This window comes from Bacteroidia bacterium, assembly GCA_041391665.1.
Lineage (GTDB): Bacteria > Bacteroidota > Bacteroidia > J057 > J057 > JAGQVA01.
Map to the genome: position 1 here is coordinate 755,662 of JAWKNO010000002.1, position 24,942 is coordinate 780,603.

The window sequence follows — 24,942 nt, forward strand, 5'->3', positions numbered from 1 at the left end:
TGGGTATGGGGTGAAAATTATCAGCCCCTGTGGTTTTCCCATATTCTGCGCATCTTTAGTGTTTAATCTTTGTGGAATGATGCGGTTTTACCTTTTGTTGTTTGGGGGTGTTGTCTGCCTGCGGCTCGCTGCAACTTTGTCTGCCGCACCCGACTCTCTGCTGGTCAATCAATGGCTGGACTCTGCCGCGTTATATGAAATATCTTCACCTGCTAAGGCACTGGACTTTTACATAAAATCGATATCCGCTGCCAAAACCTCCCACTTCCCAAAAGGTGAAGCAAAGTCGTGCTACTATGCTGCTTACGTCCTTCAGTCTATGGGGGAAAACGGGCGAGCTGATTCTTTTTTCCGACAGGGACTCCTGGTTTTTGAGGCGTTGAATGACCTTCCCGGAATGGCCCGATCCTATAATGGCATCGCTTCCTGTGCCCAACATAGCGGTGATTATGCCGCATCTGTACAATATTTTCTTAAGGCGGCAGAAGTTCTGCAACGGATTCCTCAACCCAAAGAAAAACATCTGCGCAATCTGGCGACAATCTGGTTTAATGTCGCAGTGGTGTTTAAAAAAACGGAAAATTATTCCGAAGCCCGCCAATATCTGGAGTCTGCCACCCGCCAGTACCAGTTGCTCAACGACACGGCTTCTGTCGCTGATTGTTATAATAATCTGGGCAGTCTCTTTGGTGCGATGGGTGATTCTGCTCAGGAGGAATTGTATCTGCGAAAAGCTTATCGGGAAATCATCCGTAACGCAAATGCCGGAACCAGTATCCGCTCGGTCGTGCATGTGAATATGGGGGTGCTGGCAGTTCGGGCGGGGGATCTACCCGGAGCGCTTCAATTCTATGAAAAGGCACTTGTTTATGCCCGCGCTTCCAGCCGGTATGAAACCGTAAAGGTCCTTTACGAACTCGCGCTGCTGTATATCCGCCTAAATCGTTGGCCTGATGCTGATGCTGCCCAGCAGGAAATGCTTGACTACGGTGAAAAAAATCACTCCTTCTCCGTACTTCAGGATGCCTGGGATATTCGCTCCCGTATCGAAGCGGGGCAAAATAATTATTCTGCGGCTCTGACCGCACACCAGCTGTATGCAGCCTACCGCGACAGCGTAATGAGTAGCGAACAAAGAAAAACAGTAGTCGAACTCGAAAGACAATATCAGACTGCACAAAAGGATAAGGAAATTTTGGCTAAATCTGCGGAAATCAGGCGTGTATATGCATGGGTGGCCGTATCTGTTGGGGCGTTTCTTGTTGCTGGTTTGCTTGTGGTTCTGTTGTTGAACCGACTTCGCCATCGCCGGATCATCTACACACAGGAGATAAAAACTCTTCGCCAGGAAGAACAACTCAAACACATGCAGGCTCTGATTGCCGGAGAAGAAAAAGAAAGATCGCGTATTGCCCGCGATCTTCACGATAATATCGGCGGTCTGCTTTCCGCAGCGAAAATGCATTTCCAGCTATTGATCAAAAAACAGCCTGCTCCGGAAGAAAATGTAGATTTAAATAAAACGCTTGAACTCCTTGACCAGGCTGCTGTTGAGGTCCGCCATACTGCGCACAACCTCATGCCCGAAACCTTGATCCGCCTGGGCCTTGAAACTGCATTAGTTCAGTTCTGTGAAAAAATTTCGAGTTCTGCCAGCCTGAAAATCGATGTGCAGGTATATGGATGGGAAGAAAGTTTGTCTGACAATCAAAACCTGTTGATTTATCGCATTGTTCAGGAATTACTGAATAATGTGCTGAAACACGCTGCCGCTACCGAAGTCCTTGTTCAAATCAACCGCCACGATAAGTTGCTGAGTCTTACTGTGGAGGATAATGGCAAGGGTTTTATGCCTGAAGGGTTGTCTGTAGGAATGGGGCTCACCAGTATAGAGATGAGAGTACAAGCATTAAGTGGGAAAATGGAAATACATTCGGTCCCCGGGCGTGGCACTTCTGTTTTTATTCAGTTACCTTTATCCTCAAACAAGGAAATATGATTCGTGTTTTTCTGGCGGATGATCATCCGGTTGTGCTCAATGGTATTGCCGCCATGCTTGCCGGTGAACCTGATTTGGCAGTGACTGGTACAGCGCTTTCGGCAGCAGCACTTATGGAAAAACTCCAGAGAGAAGATGACTATGATGTATTGTTACTGGATCTGAATTTTGCCGATGGGGACGGTATGGCATTGTGCCGGCGTATTTCCAAAACCTACCCCAGCCTCTGTATTATAGTCCTTACCAATATCGAAGAAACAGCGATTGTAAAAAACATGATAAAAAGTGGTGCCCGCGGGTATTTACTCAAATCTGTCAGCCGCGATGAATTGCTCCTTGCCATAAGGAAAGTACATAACTCCAATGAGGCATATATTCAGTCAGAACTACAGAAAAAAATACTGGGTACTGCCATGGGAATAAAGCCTTCGACAGCATATATACCCAAACTTACCGCTCGTGAAAAGGATATTCTTGTCTGTATTGTGGAAGGGCTGACAACACAGGAGATGGCTGACCGGCTATTTGTGAGTGTGAGTACAATAGAAACGCATCGACTCAACCTGCTTCAAAAATTTGGAGTCCCCAATATGGCCGCCCTGGTCAGGGAAGCCATATTGAAGGGGTTGATATGAGGATTAGTTTCGGGTGAACCAGAGTAAATGCGGCGTGCCTCCCACATTAAGCTGCATCTCAAAATGTGGAGGATTGTGAAATCCCACACTGGTATTATGTGCAAACCCATACAACTCGGTCAGATTCCCATAGTTTGATATATTTAGGCTGGTTCCGTTGGGAAACCGCATGTTGCACATATATCCGTCTTCACTGGCTACCAAAGTAGCTTCATTGCCACTGTTGCCAAAATTGGCGATCTGAAAAGAATAGGTAAAGTTGTCGTTTATGGGGTTGATAGGCAGCACGTTTTTAAATGTAACCGGATAGGTGACCTTCTGAAAATTGAAAGAATCAGAAACCGTATAGTTACCCTCCAGTACCTGCCCACAAATGCTGTGACTGGACCCGGAATAGATATCGCATAAGTCTCCGGAATAGCCAGGAGGACATTCGCAGTAACAGACCAGTGGATCCGGATGGGCGATGCTGCCAACCGCACAGGGATAGCCGTTCTCCTTGATATTACATTGACATTCACAGACATCGAGCAGAAGTTTTTCTGTAGGACTGCAAACAGGTTTGTCTATGCAGCAGCCCTGACAACCTGCCAGCAGCATAATAAAGCAAGAGACAAGGATAATAATGGTGTGGTTTTTCATGGTATTAATCATTTTTCTTGTCATAAAATATTTCCACACTACCATCGGGATTGGTGTAAACAGAAGACTGATTTCCGCTATTATCTTTGGAACTGAAATAACCAAATCCACCCCCACTCCCAAAAGAAGAATAGGCGCCTGAGGTAGCATTGTTTTTGTAGTATCCATTCCCCTTACTCTGCTGCTGAAGGATTTGGGCCATCTGCATAAGATTACCGGTCGGGTAGGGGACGCCTTCTGTACCGAAATTCCCATAGGCATCTACCCAATATCTGCCGCGTTGTGTGGATGTTCCAAATGGAGCGAAAAGTGTATTCAACCCCTGTACATCCGCAGCATGTAGTTCACGTCCGTTGATAAAAACACCCGTATTGCCGGCAGATGCGCGTGGCGAAAGAGCACCCCCGAGATTCATATTGGCCGTAGTAAATCCCAGGCATGGGCCACCCGTGAGTCCCCAGGAGCCATTCATCCGATCGTACCAATAGTCGCCATCGGCTATGGTAATGTGTGCCATCATGTCCAGTTGCTGTAGGGTAGGGGTGTCTAACAAAGATCCGTTGACGAGGACTTTGCGTGTTGTGGTTTGTGCAAAAATGCTCATGCTGAAAAACAGCAGAGCAAAAAGTGGAAGATGTAACAGGATGATTTTCATAAAGTCAAACTTTTAAGATTTCGTTTGTCTTTACAAATATGGCCTCCTGCTACCATAGGCACTTCAGGGAAAACCGCCAAAAAAAAACTTCAGGGTTTTCCCTGAAGTTCCTTATTGAATGGTATGTGAGTCTTCTCTATTTATTGGGCTGTGGGGTTACCCGCAGGTAGGGTTTTACCTCGGTGTAGCCTTTCGGGAACTTTGCGGCCAAATCTTCTTTGGGAATGGCGGGGCTGATAATGACATCCTGCCCATCTTCCCAGTTTACGGGTGTGGAGACGCTGTAGTTGGCTGTAAGCTGAAGGGAATCCAATACACGCAGGATTTCGACGAAGTTTCTGCCTGTGCTGGGCGGATAGGTGAGTGTCAGCTTGATCTTTTTGTCGGGGCCAATGATAAATACTGACCTGACGGTTACTTTTTCCGCAGCTTCAGGGTGAATCATGTCATACAGAACCGCAACTTTTTTATCACTGTCAGCAATGATGGGAAAATTGACATCAGCGCCCTGGGTTTCCTTAATATCCTTTAACCATCCATCAAAATCATCGATGGGATCCACACTCAGCCCGATCATTTTGGTGTTTCTTTTGTCAAATTCTGACTTCATACTTGCCGCCATTCCGAGTTCTGTCGTACAAACCGGAGTATAGTTGGCAGGATGTGAAAAAAGAATCGCCCACTGACCTTTGATATAGTCGTGGAAATGTATTTCGCCCTGAGTCGTAAGTGCGGTAAAATCTGGTGCAATTTCTCCTAGTCGTAATGGCATAATTAATTATTATTTGGAAGGTGTTATTCGTTTGATATCATTTTACGGAAACCTGCGGGTGGTGTTTTCCCGGGTCGTTATTCTCCCCCCAGTTCCTTCCAGATAATCTCGTTAAAAGCGGTAAGAGATGCAAATTTTCGGTCAGCCAGGACAAATTCGGGCTTTTGAGCTACGAGTGGTTCAGGCACAACGATCGTTTTCATCCTGGCGGCTTTTGCGGCGATGAGGCCATTGAGGGAATCTTCTATCACGAGGCAGCTTTCGGGTGTTACGCCAAGGGCTTCAGCTGTGAGCAGAAAAACAGCCGGATGAGGTTTGCCTAAAGGTTCTTTTTCTGCGGATTTGATCACGGCAAACTGTGACCGTATGCCGAGCGTATCGAGTACAGCATCAATGACGATCATGGCGGAAGAAGAGGCGACAGCCATCGGAATATTTTTTGCCCGGAGGAAGGCCATCATTTCTGCTACGCCTTCTTTGATTTCTCCTTTCGCTTTGATGATGCGGATTACCCCGGCCAGGATAGCATCTACGACTTCATCCGGGCTTTTTCCTGTCCAGTGAAATCGTTGATACCAGTAAGCAACCGTCTCATTGATCCGGATTCCCATGGTTTCTGTAGCCTGGACTTCGGTAAGGGTTACGCCTATTTCGCGAAAAACCTCAATCATGGCTTGCCGCCAGAAGGGCTCCGAATCAATCAGAACCCCGTCCATATCAAAAATTACGGCATGTATCATGGGTTGCCGGCGGCGGGTACCCCTCCTTTTTCGCGGAAAACGGCAGGCGCATCAAACGCCCCGGCAGCATCTCCGATACGGAGGATTTCGATATGTTTGATGGTATCGTCCTGCGCAATTTTATATACGGTAGCGAGTCCCGATGTTACATACCCAAAGACAGAATGCCGGTTGTCAAGCCATGGCGTAGCTTTATGTGTGATAAAAAACTGACTTCCATTGGTTGCTGGTCCATAATTGGCCATAGAGAGCGTGCCTGCCACATTGTGGAGCAGCTCAGGGTGAAACTCGTCCGCAAATTGATATCCGGGGCCGCCCAGACCGTTGGCGAGGGGATCTCCGCCCTGAATCATAAAATTGCTCATTACACGGTGAAAGGTCAGTCCGTCGAAAAACGGGTTTCCGAGGGGTTTGTAGGTATTTTCCATTTTCCCTTCAGACAAAGCAACAAAATTGGCGACTGTCAGCGGGACTTTTTCATATTCAAGGCGGCAGATTATGTCTCCTTTATTGGTGGTTATTTGTGCATATAGACCATCAGGAAGGTTTACTTCTTCAGAAGATCCCAAACCACAGCCGGTAAAAAAAGCGGTAGCTGTCAGGAGGATCAGGGACAATACAGCGTTTTGCAATCGTAGGTTCATTTTGCAGGAAAAGTGTAAAGTTATATAGAGTAATTAATTTTAAGCCAGTAGTTGACCGTATGCGTAATGATTTTGCTGAAGTCATCAAAACCAATAGGTTTTACGATATAGCTGTTGGCGCCCAGCCGGTAACATTCTTCAATATCTTTGCTATGGGCGGAAGAGGTGAGAATTACTACCGGAATGCTTTTGGTTTCCGGCGTAGATTTGATAGAGTTGAGCACTTCTATCCCATTGACTTTCGGTAGTTTAAGGTCAAGCAGGATAAGTTTGGGATTTTCTTCTCCTTGCCGGTCGCTGAATTCTTTTCTGGCAAAAATATAGTCAAGCGCTTTTTCCCCATCTCTCACAATCGAGACGCTGGGGAATAGTTGTTGTTCTTCGAGGCTGATCTGAATCAGTTCGGCATCGGAGGCATTGTCTTCAACAAGGAGAATATCAACAGTTTTAAGTTCCATTAATTACAAATTTAATGGTTGATTCTGAGGAATGGAAAAATAAAATGAGGCCCCATTGCCCGGCGAGGATTCCGCCCACACATGACCCCGGTGGCGTTCTACAATACGCTGTACAATTGCCAGCCCGACACCGGTACCTTCAAACTCTTCTTTTTCATGTAGGCGTTGAAAAACCCCGAAAAGTTTGTCCTTGTACTGCATATCAAATCCAACCCCATTGTCTCGGATATGGAAAATAAAATCTTCGCCTTCATTGTGGCAGCTAATGGATATTTGCGGCTGCGGATTATTGTGGCTAAATTTTATTGCATTGGAAATAAGATTGGTAAAAACCTGTTTGATCAGCGTTCTGTCGGCGTAAATATCCGGAAAATGGCCTACTTCCCATTGGATATTCTCGAAGTTAGCTTCACTTTTAAAAGAGTAAATAATGCTTCCAATAAGATAATTGGTATTGATTTTTTGGTGGCTGACGTCTTTTTGATTGAGTAATGAGAAGGTGAGCAGGTCATCGATCAATTGCCCCATCTCATGGGTATTGGCCTGAATCACCCGCAGGTAATGGCGCCCCTCTTCCGATAGGCTCTCAAAATGTTTTTTTATAGCCAGTTGGCTGTAACTGAGAATACTGCGGAGGGGGGTACGCAAGTCATGGGCGACGGAATAGGAAAAAGCCTCCAGTTCATCATTTGCTTTTTGCAATTGAGCGGTTCGTTGCTGGACGCGGTTTTCAAGTTCTTTATTGAGTTTTCTGATTTCTTTTTCCGCCTTCTTTCTTTCCAAAATTTCTTTGGTTAGCAGCTCGTTGGAAGCTACAGTTTCCTGCACAAGCGCTTCGAGTGCAATTGCTTGATTTTTAAGCTTTTCTCTGCTTTTTGACATTTCTTCCCCGAGCATATTCAGGCCCAGCACAATTCCATCCAACTCGTCATTGGCATCTGTGGGTTCTCCTCGTACTTCCAGATTTCCTGTCGCAAGCTGGAGAATTTGCTCCAGGATTTTCTGGATTTTTGTGTCATGTACGGATTCGCTCATTGCGCAAACTGCTTTAACCAATTGATGGCGGAGTTTTCATCTGTAAATAATTTTACCGGATAGTCAGGTTTATTGATTCCAATGATAAAACTTCCGATTACTCTGCTAAAGACACTTCCTACCAGAAGCCCTACTGCCAGGTAGGTATTGGTCATTTCCTCAGAGTTTGTGTAGGCCCGGGCTTCAGGAGTAGCCGAAATCATATTCCGGATATCGGTCAGCATTATGGCTTTTTTATCTCCTATCAGTTTTTTTATGGCACGGTGTTCTTCTCTTACCGTCTCAAGTGTGCTTTTTGTCTGGGGTTTGGTCACCAAGCGCAGGATCCCGTCATTATCTATCGAAATCCAGCAGTTAGTAGTTTCCATTACACCTTGATTCATACGAAGCTATTTTTGTCGAATATTGAACTATGTTTTTTGCCTAACCTTTTAATATGTCGAAATATAATTAAAAAAAATTGTAATCTTCCAATTCAGCCTGCATATAAAGAAATAAAAAAAGCGTCAGTTTTCGGAATGACAACTGACGCTCAAAAGGCTTTATTATGGAGAGAAAAGAACAATTTTTTGTTAAGGCTTCTTGATATCTTTTGATTTTTCGGGACTGGTAAAATTGCATTTTGGCGGTGTCATCCTGCAGGTGTCTGGCTGACAGTTTGGTTTAGCCGCCGGTACCAGTTGTGTTGTTTTTTTGGCCGGAGCTTGTGTTGTCTCCTGATACATTTCTGCGTAAGGGGTAAGTGCCAGATGGATGCCTTCCTGGCTGGTTTGACAGTAGGCCGCCGTGGCGATACCTATGCTGGCCAGAATTGTCAGAAGCAAACAGAATTTTTTGAATAACATCAGGGCCTTGGTTAGTGTTTACCTGAGTTATACTGAAAAAATGGGTTTAGGTAACAGAATTATCCTGACCTTTCGCTGAGGTGCAGTCTTTCTTCGGCAAACAGAATCATTTATTCGACATGTAACCTTGCTGTGATAGTCAGGGTTTCGTAGCTTTCGGGAAGACTTTTTGCATGCGGCCAAAATATATTTATGTATTGGTACACCTTCTCCTATGGACAGGTGCGTATTATCTGCTGGCACCAGAACCTGTTGGTGTAGGGCGTTTTTTACTGCCCGTTTTTTCGCCCCGGCAAAATCTGTGGTTTATCACATATGGTATTTTGCTGAATGCCATTATGATTTATACCTATGCTCATTTGCTTCTGCCACGGTATCTTAAGAAAAATAATATCAGCTATTTTTTTCTCATCAACCTGATCTACCTGTCGGGATTTGTGCTGCTGGAAAGTTTTCTGGATTATTCATTTGTGGTTTTTCACCATTTACCGACCTCTCCCGACTCGTGGCAATCGTTTGGCGGTTGGGTAGAAACCAATACGGTACTGAATGTAGTATTCATGCTGGTTGCCAATTTTTATGGCTTCACTTTCGCCTGGTTTCGTGAACAACAAAACAGGCGAAGCCTGGAACAGGAAAAGCTTAAAGCCGAATTGTCTGCCCTGAAACATCAGATCAACCCCCACTTCCTGTTTAATATTCTCAATGGCCTTTACGGTCTGGCCTATCAAAATGACGACGAACCCACTGCCGAGGGGATTGCCAAACTTTCTCACCTGATGCGGTATATGCTCTATGAATCCAACGACAATGCGGTGTTGCTTGACAAAGAAATCCGCTATATGGAAAATTACATAGACCTACAGCGATTGCGTACACAGGGCGCTGTGGATATAGATTTTTCGGTCAAGGGGGAGGTACAGGGAAAAAAAATTGCCCCTATGATTCTGATTCCTTTTGTGGAAAATGCCTTTAAACACGGGGTAAGTACAGCAAAACCCTCCTCCATTGTCATCCAGCTCAACATCCTGGAAAACGACCTGTCTTTTAGGGTCGTCAATACCATTCACCGGAGCGAAAGCTCCGCTGCACCCTTTGGGGGTATAGGCCTTAAAAATGTGGAAAAACGCCTGAATCTTTTATATAAAAACGCATTTAGACTTGAAATAGACCAGAAAAATGGTTTTTTTGAAATAAACCTAACCATTGCCTTATGATGTTGAATTGTATAGCCATAGACGACGAACCGCTGGCATTGGAAGTAATCGAAAGATTTTGCGGCAAGATTCCTAACCTTCAGTTGCTGCGCACTTTCCGCAATCCGATAGAAGCTGTCGAGTTTTTTCGCAACCACCCGGTAGATTTGGTTTTTCTCGATATTCAGATGCCCGACCTCAACGGAATTCAACTTCTTCAGTCGCTAAGCCATAAACCGATGGTGATTTTTACCACTGCCTATTCCGAATATGCGGTTGACAGCTACGAATTTGATGCGATCGATTATCTGCTAAAACCCTTTTTATTTGACCGCTTTCTCAAATCAGTGAATAAAGCTTTCGATCAGATGAAAGCCCGGGAAGCGATTGAAAACCAGGAAGAAACTTTGCCCGAAGAAGAAACGGCTTCGGATAAAGACTATCTTTTTATTAAATCTGATACCCGCTTTTTTAAAGTGGACTTCAAAAATATCCTCTATGTTGAAGGAATGAGAGATTATATAGCGGTCCATACACCCGGGCAGAAAATACTCACATTGATGAGTATGACCAAAATGATGGATAAACTTCCCTCGGGAGATTTTATGCGAATTCACAAGTCGTATATTATCGGATTAAACCATATTTCACTGATACAAAACAATCGCGTAATTATTGCCGGCAAAGAAATCCCTATTAGCAATTCATTTAAAGACACTTTTCTTAAATTTGTTGAGGGTATGAATGATTAGCATCACAACCTTCTTATCTTGTGCGGCGAAAAATATATACATGCTACTCGTTACAGACATTGGGAATTCAGACATCGTATGGGGGGTATGGGATAATGGCACGTGGTTACACCAGTGGCGACATCCGTCTTCAAAGTATCCTTCTGCCGGAGCCGCTATCCAAAAATATGCAGATACTGCCGGAATAAATCTTAACGCATTTGAAAAGGTCGTGATAAGCAGCGTGGTTCCGGGGATTTCTCCAGCGGTGAAAACCATGCTCGAAAAACTTACCGGCTCAAAAGCCATTATTATTGGTCCTGATATTTTCAGAAAGATGAAAATGCGGATCGACAATCCGGACGAAATCGGTTCTGATCTTGTTGCCAATGCCGTAGCTGCCTATGCGCGATTCTCTCAGGCGGCAATTGTTGTGGATTTTGGTACTGCCTTGACATTTACTACGGTGTCAGATGAGGGCGAAATATTGGGCGTAGCCATTGCGCCTGGCCTGAAAACGGCGATGTTGGCTTTATTTTCCAATACAGCCCAACTTCCGGTCGTGCCATTGGAGTTGCCCGAATCTGCCATTGGTAAAAATACTGCGCATGCTTTGCAGGCGGGAATATTGCTGGGATATGTAGGGCTGGTAAATGAGTTGATTGACCGGATACAGGCTGAATTACCAATACAAGCGAAAGTCATCGCTACCGGGGGGCTTTCCTCTGTGCTGGCGCCGCTGAAGGCCAGGTTTGACGAAGTGGATCCTATGCTTACGCTTGATGGTCTGCGACAAATCGCCGAAAAGTATGGCATCTAAAAAACTCAAAAAAAAAATAGATTCTTCAGAACCACTTTTATATTATTCCGTAGGAAACGTTTTACATCCCTCCGTTACGTAGCAGAAATCATATTGTATGAATCAAGCTGAGTCTATATCAGCGAGGATCGGTCGTGCCCGCCGTCTCCTCGCTATGGCAATTAACGGTACGGAGAAGGAGTTTACTTCCGGAAGTATTCGCAGGGCATTGTTTATTCTGGCCATTCCCATGGTTCTTGAAATGGTGATGGAGTCGCTGTTTGCCGTTGTGGACATTTACTTTGTAGGAAAGGTAAGTGTGGACGCACTGGCAACTGTCGCGCTGACTGAATCTATTTTATTTCTGGTCTATGCCATCGCCGTGGGGCTAAGTATGGCTACGACAGCCATGATTTCCCGAAGGGTCGGTGAAAAAAAACACGAAGAGGCGTCAAAAGCTGCAGCCCAGGCTCTGTTTATTGGATTGAGTTTTGCCGCAGTCATCAGTATTTCGGGGTTGTTTTTTTCTAAAGATATCCTTCGGTTGATGGGGGGCAGTGAGCAGCTGATCGAAGCGGGATCGGGTTATGCCATGTGGATGCTGGGAGGCAACCTCACGATTATGCTCCTGTTTCTGAACAACGCGATATTTCGCGGAGCCGGAGACGCGGCTATTTCGATGCGGGTGCTCTGGGTTTCCAACGGCTTGAATATGTTATTGGATCCATGCCTGATTTTTGGTTACGGACCTTTTCCCGAACTGGGCGTAACCGGTGCCGCGGTTGCTACCAATATTGGCCGGGGAATTGGCGTGGTCTGGCAGCTATGGATACTTTTCCGTGGAAATGGAGTGATTATGATCAAACGCCAGGATCTGGTTGCAAATCTGGCACTGATGTGGCGGCTGATCAAAGTTTCTTTTGGTGGAATGGGGCAATTTTTGATAGGCTCGGCTAGCTGGACCTTTATGGTACGAATCATTTCCATTTTTGGCAGTGAAGCTCTGGCCGGCTACACCGTTTCTTTTCGGATCATCATCTTCACAATCCTTCCTTCCTGGGGACTTGCCAATGCTGCCGCGACGCTTGTCGGGCAAAACCTTGGGGCAAATCAACCCGATCGTGCCGAAAAATCAGTCTGGTATGCTGCCTTTTATAATATGGTATTCCTGACAGCCATTTCAGCATTGTTTTTCACCAACGCTTCTTTTTTTGTAGGCCTGTTTTCGCAGGAAGCAGAAGTGATCCGGTATGGCGTAATGAGCCTGAAAATCATTTGCTCAGGCTATATCTTTTTTGCCTACGGAATGGTGGTAAGCCAGGCATTTAACGGAGCCGGCGATACCCGTACACCTACCATCATTAATTTGATTGGATATTGGTTGATACAGATACCGCTGGCTTATGTTTTGTCGGTAACGTTGGCCTGGGGCCCTGTCGGCGTATTTATTGCCATAGCCCTGACGCTGGTTTTTATTGCAGTTATCAGCGTCGCAGTTTTCAGACGGGGAAAATGGAAAGAGGTACTGATTTAATTGGGGTCAATCACATCTTCCATAAAATGAATCACGCCATTTCTCGACTGGAGATTTAAGGAAGTGGTATAAGCATTGTTGTTGATCACAACACCATTGATGAGGGGAGAAATGGTGAGGGTTTTATTGTTCAGATTTGTGTATTCTGTTGGAAGTACCAGCCCCAGTAAGACGCTGCCTGTTATATTGGTATTTAGCATATGGGTCAATACCAGTGCGCGTGCTTGTTCTACCGAAAGATCTTGTGGACCAACAATGCCGGGAACTTTATCGAAATAGGCTTTAAATGCATTATTGTCAGGCACAAAAAAAGTACGTGAAATCCCTTTGGTTGATAAAGTCGTCCTTAACTCTGCACGGTCAATCAATTCTTTCATCGTTGAAAGACCTTCATTCATGTCAATAAAATCCATCATAGTAGGCATAGGGAGCATTCCATCCAGTCCCTGAATATACCCGTTGCCTGTTTCTATATCGGGATCGACGATATTTGCTCTGCGGTTGATCTGAAGCAGGGTTGTCTCCTCAATCTGCATCAGAATAAAGGTCCCGTCAGGCCCCAGATTACAGGGGGTTACAAAATATCCGGTACCAAGATTTTCTGTTTTAACCCGGGTATATTGTACATGATAGGCGAGGATTCCGCTCAGTTCATTTACCGGAATATCAGAGAGGCTGCCGTATTTAAATTCCTCAAGAAAATTGTCCACGGCCGTATTGTTGGGCGCAAAAATCGTAAAAATTGTCGAGGAGTTAAAGAGGCTGTCCAGCCCGCTGATTTCAATTACTTCTACCCATTTGCTGTATTCGGGCTTTGATTTGAGGGTTTCATATAAGCTGGGTAATACGGGATCTTTTTTACATGAGGAAAATAGCCCCGCTGTTAACACCATAAAAATCAGAAAGTATGCTCGTTTCATTTGTTATTTAGTTTAGTCGCAGTATAAACGTAAAAAAATCTGTACATGGATGCCTCCCGGTACAGATTAGCGCTGCAAAACTAAAAAACATTCCACCTAAAAGAGAAAATGATCGCAGAAATCATCGCAAAAAAAATGAGGCGGCCTTTTGGGCCGACCTCCTGCAGCTATGAATCTACCTAATATTTCTTTAGCCATTTAATTTTCCCTTCCCGGAATTGTGGCTTGTGTCCGGGAATCCCTCGTAAGGCAGGTAAGCTGTACCGGTATTGCTCTGCCACACCGGTTTGGACTGTTTTGAAGCTGTATAAAACTGACTTTTACCAATACCGGATTTTCTACCTCTCCACTAAAATAATCCTCAATATTTACCGGGTTGATAAGGTGACCCGTCTCCAGCTCGATCAATACCCTGCATTCCCAGTCCGGAGGAGCCGGAAACATCACGCCACGCATCCGGCATGGAAATGAACGGTCTGCCTGGGTGTTCATATCCCCTGTTTCTGCGTCCGCTCCCGGAATGAACATCTCCGATGATTTTAATTCTCCATCGGGCAGGATCAGCTCTTCCTGCAATGGATTACAGGAAATGATAAACAGAAGCAATAAAAGAATTGATGAATAGAATGTTTTCATATATTGTTTGGTAATTTTGACAGGTTAAATATGTCCATTATGATATTTTCAAAAATACTATTCTGGGAAATAATATAAAATTGTATTTTACGAAAATTCAAACATAATGCATTTTTACAGAAATTTCTTCACATTCCCGCTATGAAAAATACTACTACTCACTCACGTCGAAAATTTCTCAGAAATATGGCTGGTACAGCCCTGGTCGCTTACGGCCACCTGAAAACCCGGGTGATCGAGCCCGCAAGAATGGAGTATAAAACGCCCGAAGGATATAGTGAACACCTCGATCATTTTACCAATTTCTTTTACGCTATTCGTACCGGCGGTTCGGTTGTAGAAGATGCCAGCTTTGGGCTTCGGGCCGCAGGGCCTTCACTGGCGGCCAATATGAGCTATTTTGAAAGGAAACCGATTTTGTGGGATCCTGAAAAAATGGTAGTGAAATAAAGATATTCGTTTATGAAACAATTACTACTAACCCATTTATTTCTTTTCGTATTTACTGCGATTTCTTACGGCCAATTTTCTGTTTCCGGCAAAGTAGTGGATGAAGAAGGTAATCCATTGGTAGGCGCCAGTGTGTTAGCTAATGCCGACCGGGTTGCCGTTTTTGCGGATGAAAATGGCGCGTTTAATATCGATATCAGAGATGAGCGGCTGGATTCTCTGGAACTGTTTTTTTCCTATTACTCTTATAACTCAGAAAGTGTAGTGGTAAAAAATGGTCAGAAAAATATCCTGATTACCCTCAAGCTGAAAGAAAAAAAACTCGATGCAGTCGTCATTACAGCCCTTGGCGTCAAGCGCCAGGAAAAGGAAATTGGCTATTCTACCACCAAAATTGACGGTGATGCCATTGCCCTTTCCAATGCGCCCAACCTGGTAAATGCACTTTCGGGAAAAGCCGCAGGTGTTCAGATTTCCACACCTAATGGTGTCGACGGCGGTACAACCCGGATCACCATCCGGGGAAATAATAATATCAATGCCAGCAATCAGCCTTTAATTGTGGTAGATGGGGTTCCTTTGGAGAATGCGCCCGGACTTGAAAATATCGGTCGGGGTGTTGACTGGGGTTCTGCCATCAATAATATCAATCCCGACGATATTCAGGATATTAATATCCTCAAAGGTCCGACTGCCGCTGCTTTATATGGCGCAAGGGGGGCAAATGGGGTAGTATTGATTACCACTAAAAGAGGGGCAAAACAAAAAGGAATCGGTATTCAATACACGGTCAACTATAAGATGATTCAGCCCTATCGCTATCGGGATGTGCAAAATGTCTATGGAGCCGGCGGGCCGATTGGCCTCACTGAACCGGAGCTTTTCAAAAATTCCGCTGGCGAATTTATGTATCCTGCTTCGGTACATACCAATGACGGGCCTTTTGGAAAATCCACTACCGAACTATTTGGTTTCTATTCAACAGGAGCTTCCTGGGGACCTGAAATGCTTGGGCAGATGGTGAGGTGGTGGGACGGCGAGATGCGGGACTATTCACCTCAGCCCGACAATTTATCGCTCTATTTTCAAAACGGCCATACAACGACTCAAAACGTATCTTTTTCCGGCGGCGGCGAAATGGGATCTGTGCGTTTTTCTTTTTCAAATGCCAGCCATTCTGCCGTAATCCCCAATAGCAATTACGATCAGATTACCGCCAATATCGGCGCGAAGCTCAATATTTCGTCCAAAGTAACAGCTGATTTGAGCCTTTCCTACATCAACTACGAAAGACTTAACAGCCCGACGCTGGGCGATGATAATAATAAGTCATTTGGCAAGGGCATTCTCTATAGCTGGCCGCGCTCTTACAAAGGTTTGGAAAAGGAAATGAATATTCTCCCCAACGGCACCCGCAACAATTACAACGGCCAATATCCTTTTACCTTTACGCCGCCGCATCTTTGGTGGAATACCTACCACCAAAACACCACATTGACCCGAAATAAAGTCATTGGCGCACTGGCCCTGAATTATGAGATTACCGATTGGCTGACTGCTATGGCTCGAATCGGACTGGATTTTAACCTCGACCAGTTTGAAACCCGCAATGATCCGATTGATGCGCTGGGGATTCTGGAAGGGTATTACAGTAATGAATTGACGAGAAATCAGGTCAATAATAATGAATTCCTGATCACAGCTCAAAAGGAAAAAATCCTTGGTTCTGATCTGGATATTCGCTTTTCAGTCGGAGGCACGCAGTGGCAACGGAGACTTTACGGAATAAAAGGCCAAAGCGGGACCTGGGTAAATCCCTGGTTGTTTAACTTCAATAATTATCAGGATCCGCTTTCTGTTCCGATACCTTCGGAGGTCCGTTATGACAAAAATATCAATTCCCTCTATGCGTTCCTGAACCTGGGTTTTAAAGATTATCTTTTTGTCGAATTAACCGGGCGGAATGACTGGTCTTCGGCCCTGCCGGTGGAAAATAATTCTTATTTCTATCCTTCCGTTTCGGGAAGTTTTATCGCCTCGGAGGCGTTTAATTTTTCCAATTATTTCCTCAATTACTTGAAAATCAGGGGTGCATACGCCCAAACCGCTTCGGACACAGATCCTTTTCAGGTAGATTTTGTCTATTCTACCGGAACCTTTGGAAATGCGCAGACGGCAGCTTTGCCAACAACTATTCCCCCGATTGCGCTTCGCCCGCAGCAAGCCAATTCTTACGAGCTGGGGACTTCCATGGGTTTTTGGGAGGATAAATTCAGTCTGGACTTTACCTACTACTATATTCAGTCTTTTGACCAGATTCTCGACGCGCCTTTGCCCGCTTCTTCCGGTGCCAATCAGATTAAAATTAATACCGGAAAGCTGGAAAACAGAGGAATCGAGGCTGCTGTAACAGCGACGATTTTTAAAACGCAGAATAGTTTTTGGCGAACATCCCTGAATATCGCCCGCAACCGAAATTATGTCGTGAGCCTGGGCGACGGAGCTGAAATCCTTGAACTGGCCAATATCTGGGATTTAAATGGCCCGGCAATCGCTGTGAGGGCAGGGGAAGAGTACGGAACCATTATCGGCTACGATTATGTCTATCATGAAAATGGAAAGCCGATTCTCAATGAAGAAGGGACGCATTATTTGATTTCCAATAACCGTGTCCCGATTGGCAATGCATCGCCTGATTTTATCGGCGGCTGGCAAAACCAGATCAGGCTGGGTGATTTTACCTTGCAGACTTTGGTTGACTTCAAATGGGGCGGAGATATTTATGCAGGTTCTTATGTGATTGGTTTACAAACGGGACAAAGCCCTGAGACGCTGATAGAAAGACAGGGCGGCGGGCTTCCCTATACAGATCCCAGTGGTGAAACGCGCAATATCGGCGTCATTTTGGACGGTGTGTATGCCGATGGTACCCCCAATGATAAAGTGGTTCATTATTATTTTAAATACATCCCCAATGCAGGAGGATGGGGGCATTTCCTCTCCAAACCAGGAATCATGGAAAATACCTGGGTGAAAATGCGGGAATTGTCTTTGTCCTATTCCGTTCCGACTACCTTTCTGCAAAAGACAAAAGTTTTCCAGGGATTGAATATCTCGGTGGTAGGGCGTGATTTATTTTATCTCTATACCACCCTTCCTGATCGCATTAACCCGGAAGGAATAAATGGATCGGGCAATGCCCAGGGGCTTGAATGGGCTTCCTATCCAGGGATGCGGTCGGTGAGTTTTCGGGTGCAGGCTAATTTTTGATTTTTGATTTCCCTGCTTTATTCAATGTAAACAAATGAGAAAAAACAATATATATCCATTCTTTATAGCTTGTTGGCTCGTTTTATTGACCTCCTGCGACGCAGGTTTTGAAGATATCAATAAAAATCCTTTTTCTCCAACTACGACCGACATAGGCCCCTTGTTCAATACTGTAGTCAGTTCCTTGCAACTGGGGTGGAATGAGCAGTTTTACATGCATAATGAAAAGCTCTATCAGGTTACACAACAAGCGGCCTTGACTGCGGAGACTTTTCAAAACATCAATATCGGAACCGAAGAAGCCTGGTCGCAATATTATAGCGCGCTGGCACATATTCGGGAGATTGAACGGCGAATGGAAGACTATTCGGGCGATCCGGAAGCGTTGAATAATGTGAAAGCACAGCTAAAAATCATCACGGCTTACAAGACCTTCCGCATGACTGATCTCTTTGGCGATATGCCCTTTTTTGAAGCAGGAAAGGCATTTGAAAGTGTTGATTTTTCCCGTCCGGCTTTTGACAGTCAGGAGGAAATTTATAAGTTTCTGTTAGAAGAGTTAAAATGGTCAGTAGAAAATATCAATCTGGAAGCTAATCCTGTAACAGCTACGGGTGAAGCCTATCTGTCTTTAGGTTCTTTTGATACATTTTTTAGAGGATCCCTTCATGAGTGGGTGAAATTTGCCAATTCACTCCGGCTTCGGCATGCTTTAAGAATGGCAGATAAAGATCCCGCTTTTGCGTTTCCCGTTATCGCAGAAATTATCGAAGGCAAACTGGATCTGATAGATGACGGTCAGGACGTTTTGATGAAACCCGCGGATCAAAACTGGCTGAATCTTAGTGTAAACTGGTCTTTTCGCGAGCACAAAAAACTCCGGATGGGAACGACGGTCTGGAATTGGCTTTCTACCTCTGATGACTCGACGGGCAGTGGTATTTTTGACCCGCGTACGAAGATATTTTTCGACACCAATAATGACGGAAAATGGAAGCCTTTCCCCCAAATCCCTGATCCGACCACTCCACAGTCCGGCGGAATTCCTTACCAGCAACACCGGGATGTCAGCTATGATTTTAAAGGGCAGGGAAATATTTATTCGGCGTTTAACTATTATCTGATCAGAGATGAAAAGGACGTACCCCAGATCATTTTAACGGCGGCAGAGGTGCATTTCATCAAAGCAGAAATTTACCTCCGGGGACTTGGCGTAGCGCAAAATACACCTTTGGCAGAATCTGAATATACCTCCGGCGTAGCAGCTTCGATGAAGTTCTGGCAGGATGTGATGGTAAACTCCGCTATATGGGTCAACAAACCGCCTGTTTTGTCTTCCGGAGAATTGTTTTCCCGCGTCAACCATAATCGCATCAGTATATTTAATCCGGCCAATGATAAACTGCAGCTGATTTACGCCCAACGCTGGCTGGACAGTTTTCGACAGCCCTGGGAAGCATTTTCCCTGTTAAGAAGAACCAATGCCACACCCCGTGAAGGCAATGCCAATCAATTTATGCGATTCAAATATCCGCCTTCTGAAGCCGAGAAAAACCCGCAAAACTGGGCAACCCAGGCCGCGAAGATGGGGGGCGATGAGCATTCCACCAAAGTGTGGTGGATGCCGTAGTAAGAAAGCCACCAGCCAAAAGCCAACAGCCAAAAGCCAACAGCCAACAGCCAAAAGCCAACAGCCAAAAGCCAACAGCCAACAGCCAAAAGCCAAAAGCCAACATTCAACCTTACATACCAAAACCTATCCAATATGAAACAAACAATTATACTATTCAGTCTATGGACCTTGTTTATCGCTCAGGGCTATGCTCAAAGCAATCAATACCTCCATTTTGATCGTACGGATGACTATGTCCGGCTGGACAATGGCTCTCAATATATCGCTAATAAATCTGCCTTTACGATGGCGGGTTGGTTTTATACCGATCAATTGGCGTATGGTCAAGGTATGCTGGGATTTCGGGGAACGGGGGAAGGTTTCTATTTTATTCAGCTCAACAACGGAACCCTGGAATGCCGGTTACAAACATCTACCGGACTACACGAAGTGGTCGGTCCCAATTTTACCATTCTTCCCGGCCAGTGGCAACATGTGGCATGGGTATATAATGGCTCTTCAGTAACGCTTTTTATTGATGGCGTGAATAAAGGAAGCAAAAGTGCATCAGGGCAAATTACGATGACGAATATCCCCTTTACGATTGGCAGAAGTATTCTGACTAACCTGAATTTTTACTTTGGGGGAAGGGTAGACGAGGTTACGGTTTGGGATAAAGCCTTGTCCGCAACAGAGATTCTGGCAATGATGGCTACAGAGCCTACGGGAACCGAACCCAACCTCCAGCTATATTACAAATTTAACCAGGGGCAGCCTTGTGGTGATAATACAGCCATTACCAAATTGATTTCAGAAACAGGTACCGGAGACCGGGATGCAGATTTGATTGGTTTTGCCTTAAATGGCTGTACTTCCAACTTCGCGGGTACTTTGCAGCTTGGTTTTCAGACCATTTCTTTTGCCAATCTGTCCAATAAATTGATTTCAGACCAGCCATTTAAACTTGATGCCACCGCAAGTTCGGGGCTGCCTGTTGCGTTTCAGATTGTCTCTGGCCCGGCAACATTGAATGGGGATACTTTAATTTTGGATGGAACCGCCGGGCAGGTGGTGGTAACCGCTTCCCAGTCAGGAGATACTACTTATAGTCCGGCAACGGATGTTACGCAGTCTTTTATGGTGATTGACCCAATGGCAACCGTTCCCAATATTGACCTGAGAAACCCACTGCCCGGAAATGTGTATGTACCCGAACTAAAGCCCATTCAGCTTGCTGCGATTGCAGATATTGATTTCCCTGAATTGCTTCAGGTTTCCAGCCTGGAATTTGAAATCGATGGAACTACGGTCCCCGCCAAAGACTGGGGAAATAAACATTACACTGCCTGGTGGACACCTCCGGCACATAGCCTTTACAACCTTACGGTGAGGGCGTTTAATAATTTTGGTGCAGTGGCAACGTATACAGTACCCATTATTATTTCACCCAATACCAATACCCAGACGATCAATGCTTTTTCCAATATCTGGATAAACAGCACGATCTTTAATCAGGAAGTAGAAGCTTCTTTACCTTCATTTCTGGGCGCTTATGACAGTATTTCCGCTCAGCTTCAGGTTTCCTGTCCTCCCGGAGGTTGTGGTGAATGGGACCGCGTAGCGCAAATTGAAGTAAAAACGCATGAGGGCGTCTGGTTTGAATTGATCCGGTATATTACGCCGTATGGAACTGCCTGTAGTCATGACCTGGATGTTACGGATTTTATGTCAGCTTTACAGGGAAAGGTTACTTTTCGCGTAAACTGTGAGACTTTTGACAATGGCTATAAATATCAGTTGAACCTCTTCTATCATGCAGGGACGCCAATGTATGCGTATTCTAAAATCAGCCCTGTATGGCACCAAACCTTTGACTTTGGCAATCCTGCCAACTTACAGCCGGTTCCCTCCCAGACGATTAAGTTTCCGCAGAATACCCTGGCCTCCAGATTTAAGCTTATTGCTACCGGACATGGATGGGGCGATAACAATACCTCAAATGCCGCTGAATTTTTTGAAACTACCCACCAGCTCCGGATTAACAATAATCCCGCTTTTGCCCATTATAACTGGTTGACCTGCAACCCTAATCCCGACGGCTGTCAGCCTCAAAATGGAACATGGTACTTCAACCGGGCGGGTTTTTGCCCTGGGGCAATCTCTCCGTGGAATGACTTTAACCTGAGCAACTACATCCCCCTGGAGGAGATTTCGCTGGATTATATTTTTGATCAAAACTATCAGGATTTTTGCCATGCCAATAACCCCAACTGCGTGAGCGGGGTTACCTGTCCCAATTGCAATGACGGGTTTAACCCGCATCTGATTGTGGCCTCCAGTATGATCCATTTTTCCGATGCACCCATGGACTCTCTCAATACATCTATTGAAGAGTTGGTGGCAAAGGCCAGTTTCAGGGTTTATCCTAATCCGTCTTCCGGGCAGGTAGAGGTAGAACTGACCGAAAAACTTACAAAAGTAAATCTTTCGATCGTAAATTCTCTGGGTATGCAAGTAAAGCGAATCGAGAATGTGCAGTTTCAAAACCAGCATGTGTCCCTGGATCTGAGTGATTTATCCGCAGGGATGTATATCGTGATTTTGGATAATCAGCAGGCTCGCTCATCGCGAATCCTATACCTGACCCGGTAATTTTTTATCCGGACAGGTGTGCAGATTGAAGAACTTCGGCAGCTTTTGTACTGATCAGGTTCCACGCCCGGTCAACATGAGCTGCCGTCATGTTTGTTTGTCCGATGGAAAGGCGAATTAAATACTTGCCATCGATTTTTGTATGCGTAATATAGATTTCACCGGAAGCATTTAACTGGTTGACAATCTGAGAATTAAATTCATTGATTTGGTTCTCAGACCAATTGCCTTCAGGCTTAAATCGAAAACAGACCAGATTCAGGGGTGGGGGAATAAATAGCTCAAAATCTGGCCTGGCCTGAATGACATCTGCGATATGTTGGCTGTTGTTGATATCGTTACGCACTTTTTCTTTCAGTCCAGCCAGGCCGTATGAGCGAATAACAAACCATAGTTTCAGGGCGCGAAATCTTCTGCCCAAAGGGATTCCCCAGTCGCGGTAGTTGTTGGTTTGGGAAGTATGTTGGGTTTTCAGGTATTCGGGCAAAATCTCAAATGTGCGGATAAGCGTGCCTTTATCTTTGACAAAATATGCGGTGCAGTCAAAATTGGTCAGCATCCATTTGTGCGGGTTAAAAACATAGCTGTCAGCTTTTTCTATCCCATCTATCAGGTAGCGGTATTCCGGTAATATCATGGCTGTTCCTGCATGAGCCGCATCGATGTGAAACCATATTCCCAGCGATTCACAGATTTCACCGATTTCTTTTATCGGATCCATCGCATGCGTACTGGTAGAACCAATGGAAGCAATCACACAGCCCGGCTGGTATCCTGCAGCGACATCATCGGCAATCGCTTTTCTCAGTGCATCGGGACGCATGGCGAGTTGGAGATCAACCGGAATTTTCACCACATTTTGACGACCAAAACCAGCGATTTTGGCGCCTTTTTCGATAGAGGAATGCGTTTCGGAAGAGCAATAAATGCGGATCCGGTCAGAGGGCCCAAAGCCAGATTCGTTGATGCGGAAATCAGTGATTCGCTCTCTGGCGGAAAGCATGGCGCAAAGCGTAGCTTCAGATGCAGTGGACTGAATGGCCCCTGTCCACGAATGGGGGAGCCCGCACATATCTCTCAGCCAGTTGATCATCATTTCTTCCAGCTCTGCAGCCGCGGGAGAAGTATCCCAGATCATACACTGAGCGGCCAGCGTGGCAGTGAGCATTTCAGCAAGGATGGAAGGCGGGCTGGAATTGGCCTGAAAGTAGGCAAAAAAGCCCGGACTTTGCCAATGCGTAATGCCCGGCACAATTACCCGCTGAAAATCTTCGAAAATGGTTTCCATGGATTCTCCTTCAAAAGGAGGCGCAGGGGAGAGCTGATGAAAAATCTGTCTGGGTTCCACCTGAGATTTTACAGGAAAGGTCTCCACATTTTCCAGATAGTCGGTCATCCAGTCAACCAACAGATGTGCTTGTTTTCGAAATTCGGAAAGGTTCATACGAGGGGATGGGGCTGTTAGCTTTTTTCTTCCCAGATTTTACACAGGTGAATAATCGTTTGTACCGATTTTTCCATATCCTGAACCGAAACCCATTCTTCTTTTGAGTGGAAGGCATGTTCTCCTGCAAATATATTGGGGCAGGGAAGACCCATATAAGAAAGTCTTGACCCGTCGGTTCCCCCGCGGATGCTTCGTTTTTTCAGCTTAATTCCTGCCCTTAAAATGGCTTCTTCGGCGTATTTTACCACATGTGGAAACTGATCCAATACATTCTTCATATTGCGGTATTGAGCTTTGACGGTCAATTCTGCCCGGGAAGATGGGTAGTTTTTCAGAACCTCATGCATGATATTTTCGAGAATGGCTTCGTGTTCTGCGAGTTTTTTATCATCAAAGTCACGGATAATAAACTGGATAGAAGCTTTTTCGACTACCCCTTCGACACTTACAGGATGGATAAAACCTTGCTTATCGTCGGTGGTTTCCGGTGAGAGACCCTGTTTGGGAAGGCGGGACAGGATTTCGCCCGCAATTTTAATGGCGCTTTCCAGTTTGCCTTTGGCAAATCCAGGGTGAGCGCTTACGCCATAAATGGTGATGATCGCACCGTCAGCGGAAAAAGTTTCATCTTCCAGGGAACCCAGCGTTTCACCGTCAATGGTATAGCCAAACTGAGCGCCCAGTTTTTCCATATCGACTTTATCTGCCCCTCTGCCGATTTCTTCATCAGGAGTAAAGAGAATCCGTATTTTTCCTCTTTTTTCTTCCGGATGCGTCATAAAATAGTGTGCCGCATCCATAATAGCAGCTACCCCTGATTTATTGTCAGCCCCCAGCAGAGTAGTGCCGCTGGCGGTGATGATATCGTTGCCGATCTGCGATAGCAGGTCGGGGTGATCGTCTGGGCGAATGACAACAGTAGGATCATCGGGCAGGGCAATCGCATACCCCTGGTAGTTGCGGTGAAGGATCGGTTTTACATTTGTGCCGGAGGAGTCAGGCGAAGTGTCCATATGTGAACACAGGCAGATGACCGGAACATTTTTGGAGGTATTGGGGGGAATGGTAGCATAAACGTACCCAAACTCATCCATTTCCGCATCAGGAATACCCATGGCCGTCAGTTCTGCCAGGAGAACCTTTGCAAGGTCTTTTTGTTTCTCTGTGGATGGGCAGGTTGGAGAATTTGGATCTGACTGTGTGTCAATGGTTACGTATCGGAGGAAACGCTCGGTAACGGTATGTGAGATATTCATAACAAAAACTTACA

General features: G+C 45.4%; 22 protein-coding genes and 1 pseudogene. 10 read left to right on the forward strand and 13 right to left on the reverse strand.

What is annotated here, in order from left to right; genetic code table 11:
* Positions 1–76 precede the first annotated feature (76 nt).
* The gene (locus R3D00_14765) at positions 77–1,999 is read left to right on the forward strand and encodes a sensor histidine kinase (GenBank protein ID MEZ4774445.1); all 1,923 of its coding nucleotides are present in this window, start codon (positions 77–79) and stop codon (positions 1,997–1,999) included.
* On the forward strand, positions 1,996–2,634 hold the full coding sequence (locus R3D00_14770; GenBank protein ID MEZ4774446.1) for a response regulator transcription factor: 639 nt from the start codon (positions 1,996–1,998) through the stop codon (positions 2,632–2,634). Before R3D00_14765 ends, R3D00_14770 begins: the two co-directional genes overlap by 4 nt.
* A 3-nt stretch (positions 2,635–2,637) precedes the next feature.
* Here R3D00_14770 and R3D00_14775 read toward each other — a convergent pair whose 3' ends face one another.
* The 9 genes and pseudogenes from R3D00_14775 to R3D00_14815 form a co-directional block, all read right to left on the reverse strand.
* Positions 2,638–3,276 (reverse strand): hypothetical protein, encoded by a 639-nt coding sequence (locus tag R3D00_14775; GenBank protein MEZ4774447.1) that lies wholly within the window; start codon positions 3,274–3,276, stop codon positions 2,638–2,640.
* Between the two features lie 4 nt (positions 3,277–3,280).
* The gene (locus tag R3D00_14780) at positions 3,281–3,931 is read right to left on the reverse strand and encodes a hypothetical protein (protein ID MEZ4774448.1); all 651 of its coding nucleotides are present in this window, start codon (positions 3,929–3,931) and stop codon (positions 3,281–3,283) included.
* Between the two features lie 136 nt (positions 3,932–4,067).
* Positions 4,068–4,703 (reverse strand): peroxiredoxin, encoded by a 636-nt coding sequence (locus R3D00_14785; GenBank protein ID MEZ4774449.1) that lies wholly within the window; start codon positions 4,701–4,703, stop codon positions 4,068–4,070.
* Between the two features lie 77 nt (positions 4,704–4,780).
* Positions 4,781–5,443, reverse strand: a complete 663-nt coding sequence (hxpB, locus tag R3D00_14790) for a hexitol phosphatase HxpB (protein ID MEZ4774450.1) — start codon at positions 5,441–5,443, stop codon at positions 4,781–4,783.
* 29 nt (positions 5,444–5,472) lie between these two features.
* Positions 5,473–6,012: pseudogene (locus R3D00_14795) on the reverse strand (peptidylprolyl isomerase).
* 95 nt (positions 6,013–6,107) lie between these two features.
* Positions 6,108–6,545: a response regulator gene (locus R3D00_14800; protein MEZ4774451.1), complete on the reverse strand. Its 438-nt coding sequence runs from the start codon at positions 6,543–6,545 to the stop codon at positions 6,108–6,110.
* Positions 6,546–6,548: 3 nt separating this feature from the next.
* Positions 6,549–7,580, reverse strand: coding sequence for an ATP-binding protein (locus tag R3D00_14805; GenBank protein ID MEZ4774452.1), 1,032 nt, complete (start codon positions 7,578–7,580; stop codon positions 6,549–6,551).
* Positions 7,577–7,963, reverse strand: a complete 387-nt coding sequence (locus R3D00_14810) for a hypothetical protein (GenBank protein ID MEZ4774453.1) — start codon at positions 7,961–7,963, stop codon at positions 7,577–7,579. The genes R3D00_14805 and R3D00_14810 overlap by 4 nt, the downstream gene beginning before the upstream one ends.
* A 189-nt stretch (positions 7,964–8,152) precedes the next feature.
* The gene (locus tag R3D00_14815; GenBank protein ID MEZ4774454.1) at positions 8,153–8,404 is read right to left on the reverse strand and encodes a hypothetical protein; all 252 of its coding nucleotides are present in this window, start codon (positions 8,402–8,404) and stop codon (positions 8,153–8,155) included.
* Positions 8,405–8,598: 194 nt separating this feature from the next.
* Here R3D00_14815 and R3D00_14820 point away from each other — a divergent pair, with 194 nt between their 5' ends.
* The 4 genes from R3D00_14820 (at position 8,599) to R3D00_14835 (ending at position 12,685) form a co-directional block, all read left to right on the forward strand.
* Positions 8,599–9,642 carry a histidine kinase gene (locus R3D00_14820; protein ID MEZ4774455.1) on the forward strand — a complete coding sequence of 348 codons (1,044 nt, stop codon included), beginning with the start codon at positions 8,599–8,601 and terminating at the stop codon, positions 9,640–9,642.
* Positions 9,639–10,373, forward strand: a complete 735-nt coding sequence (locus tag R3D00_14825) for a LytTR family DNA-binding domain-containing protein (GenBank protein MEZ4774456.1) — start codon at positions 9,639–9,641, stop codon at positions 10,371–10,373. The genes R3D00_14820 and R3D00_14825 overlap by 4 nt, the downstream gene beginning before the upstream one ends.
* A 40-nt stretch (positions 10,374–10,413) precedes the next feature.
* The gene (locus R3D00_14830) at positions 10,414–11,172 is read left to right on the forward strand and encodes a type III pantothenate kinase (GenBank protein MEZ4774457.1); all 759 of its coding nucleotides are present in this window, start codon (positions 10,414–10,416) and stop codon (positions 11,170–11,172) included.
* A gap of 97 nt (positions 11,173–11,269) precedes the next feature.
* Entirely contained in the window at positions 11,270–12,685 is a 1,416-nt protein-coding gene (locus R3D00_14835) for an MATE family efflux transporter (GenBank protein MEZ4774458.1), read from the forward strand.
* Here R3D00_14835 and R3D00_14840 read toward each other — a convergent pair.
* Complete coding sequence (locus tag R3D00_14840) at positions 12,682–13,605, reverse strand: fasciclin domain-containing protein (GenBank protein MEZ4774459.1); 924 nt, start codon at positions 13,603–13,605, stop codon at positions 12,682–12,684. The two genes, R3D00_14835 and R3D00_14840, sit on opposite strands and share 4 nt — an antisense overlap.
* Before the next feature lie 198 nt (positions 13,606–13,803).
* Positions 13,804–14,241: a hypothetical protein gene (locus R3D00_14845; protein ID MEZ4774460.1), complete on the reverse strand. Its 438-nt coding sequence runs from the start codon at positions 14,239–14,241 to the stop codon at positions 13,804–13,806.
* Between the two features lie 141 nt (positions 14,242–14,382).
* Here R3D00_14845 and R3D00_14850 point away from each other — a divergent pair, with 141 nt between their 5' ends.
* From R3D00_14850 to R3D00_14865, 4 genes are all read left to right on the forward strand, one after another.
* Entirely contained in the window at positions 14,383–14,691 is a 309-nt protein-coding gene (locus tag R3D00_14850; protein MEZ4774461.1) for a hypothetical protein, read from the forward strand.
* 12 nt (positions 14,692–14,703) lie between these two features.
* Positions 14,704–17,961 (forward strand): SusC/RagA family TonB-linked outer membrane protein, encoded by a 3,258-nt coding sequence (locus tag R3D00_14855; GenBank protein MEZ4774462.1) that lies wholly within the window; start codon positions 14,704–14,706, stop codon positions 17,959–17,961.
* A gap of 34 nt (positions 17,962–17,995) precedes the next feature.
* The gene (locus R3D00_14860) at positions 17,996–19,591 is read left to right on the forward strand and encodes a SusD/RagB family nutrient-binding outer membrane lipoprotein (protein ID MEZ4774463.1); all 1,596 of its coding nucleotides are present in this window, start codon (positions 17,996–17,998) and stop codon (positions 19,589–19,591) included.
* A 135-nt stretch (positions 19,592–19,726) separates the two neighbouring features.
* The gene (locus R3D00_14865) at positions 19,727–22,225 is read left to right on the forward strand and encodes a LamG-like jellyroll fold domain-containing protein (protein ID MEZ4774464.1); all 2,499 of its coding nucleotides are present in this window, start codon (positions 19,727–19,729) and stop codon (positions 22,223–22,225) included.
* Between the two features lie 4 nt (positions 22,226–22,229).
* Here R3D00_14865 and R3D00_14870 read toward each other — a convergent pair whose 3' ends face one another.
* Both R3D00_14870 and pepT read right to left on the reverse strand, forming a co-directional pair.
* Positions 22,230–23,669: a pyridoxal-dependent decarboxylase gene (locus tag R3D00_14870; protein ID MEZ4774465.1), complete on the reverse strand. Its 1,440-nt coding sequence runs from the start codon at positions 23,667–23,669 to the stop codon at positions 22,230–22,232.
* A 17-nt stretch (positions 23,670–23,686) separates the two neighbouring features.
* The gene (gene pepT / locus R3D00_14875) at positions 23,687–24,928 is read right to left on the reverse strand and encodes a peptidase T (protein MEZ4774466.1); all 1,242 of its coding nucleotides are present in this window, start codon (positions 24,926–24,928) and stop codon (positions 23,687–23,689) included.
* Between the last annotated feature and the right edge of the window lie 14 nt (positions 24,929–24,942).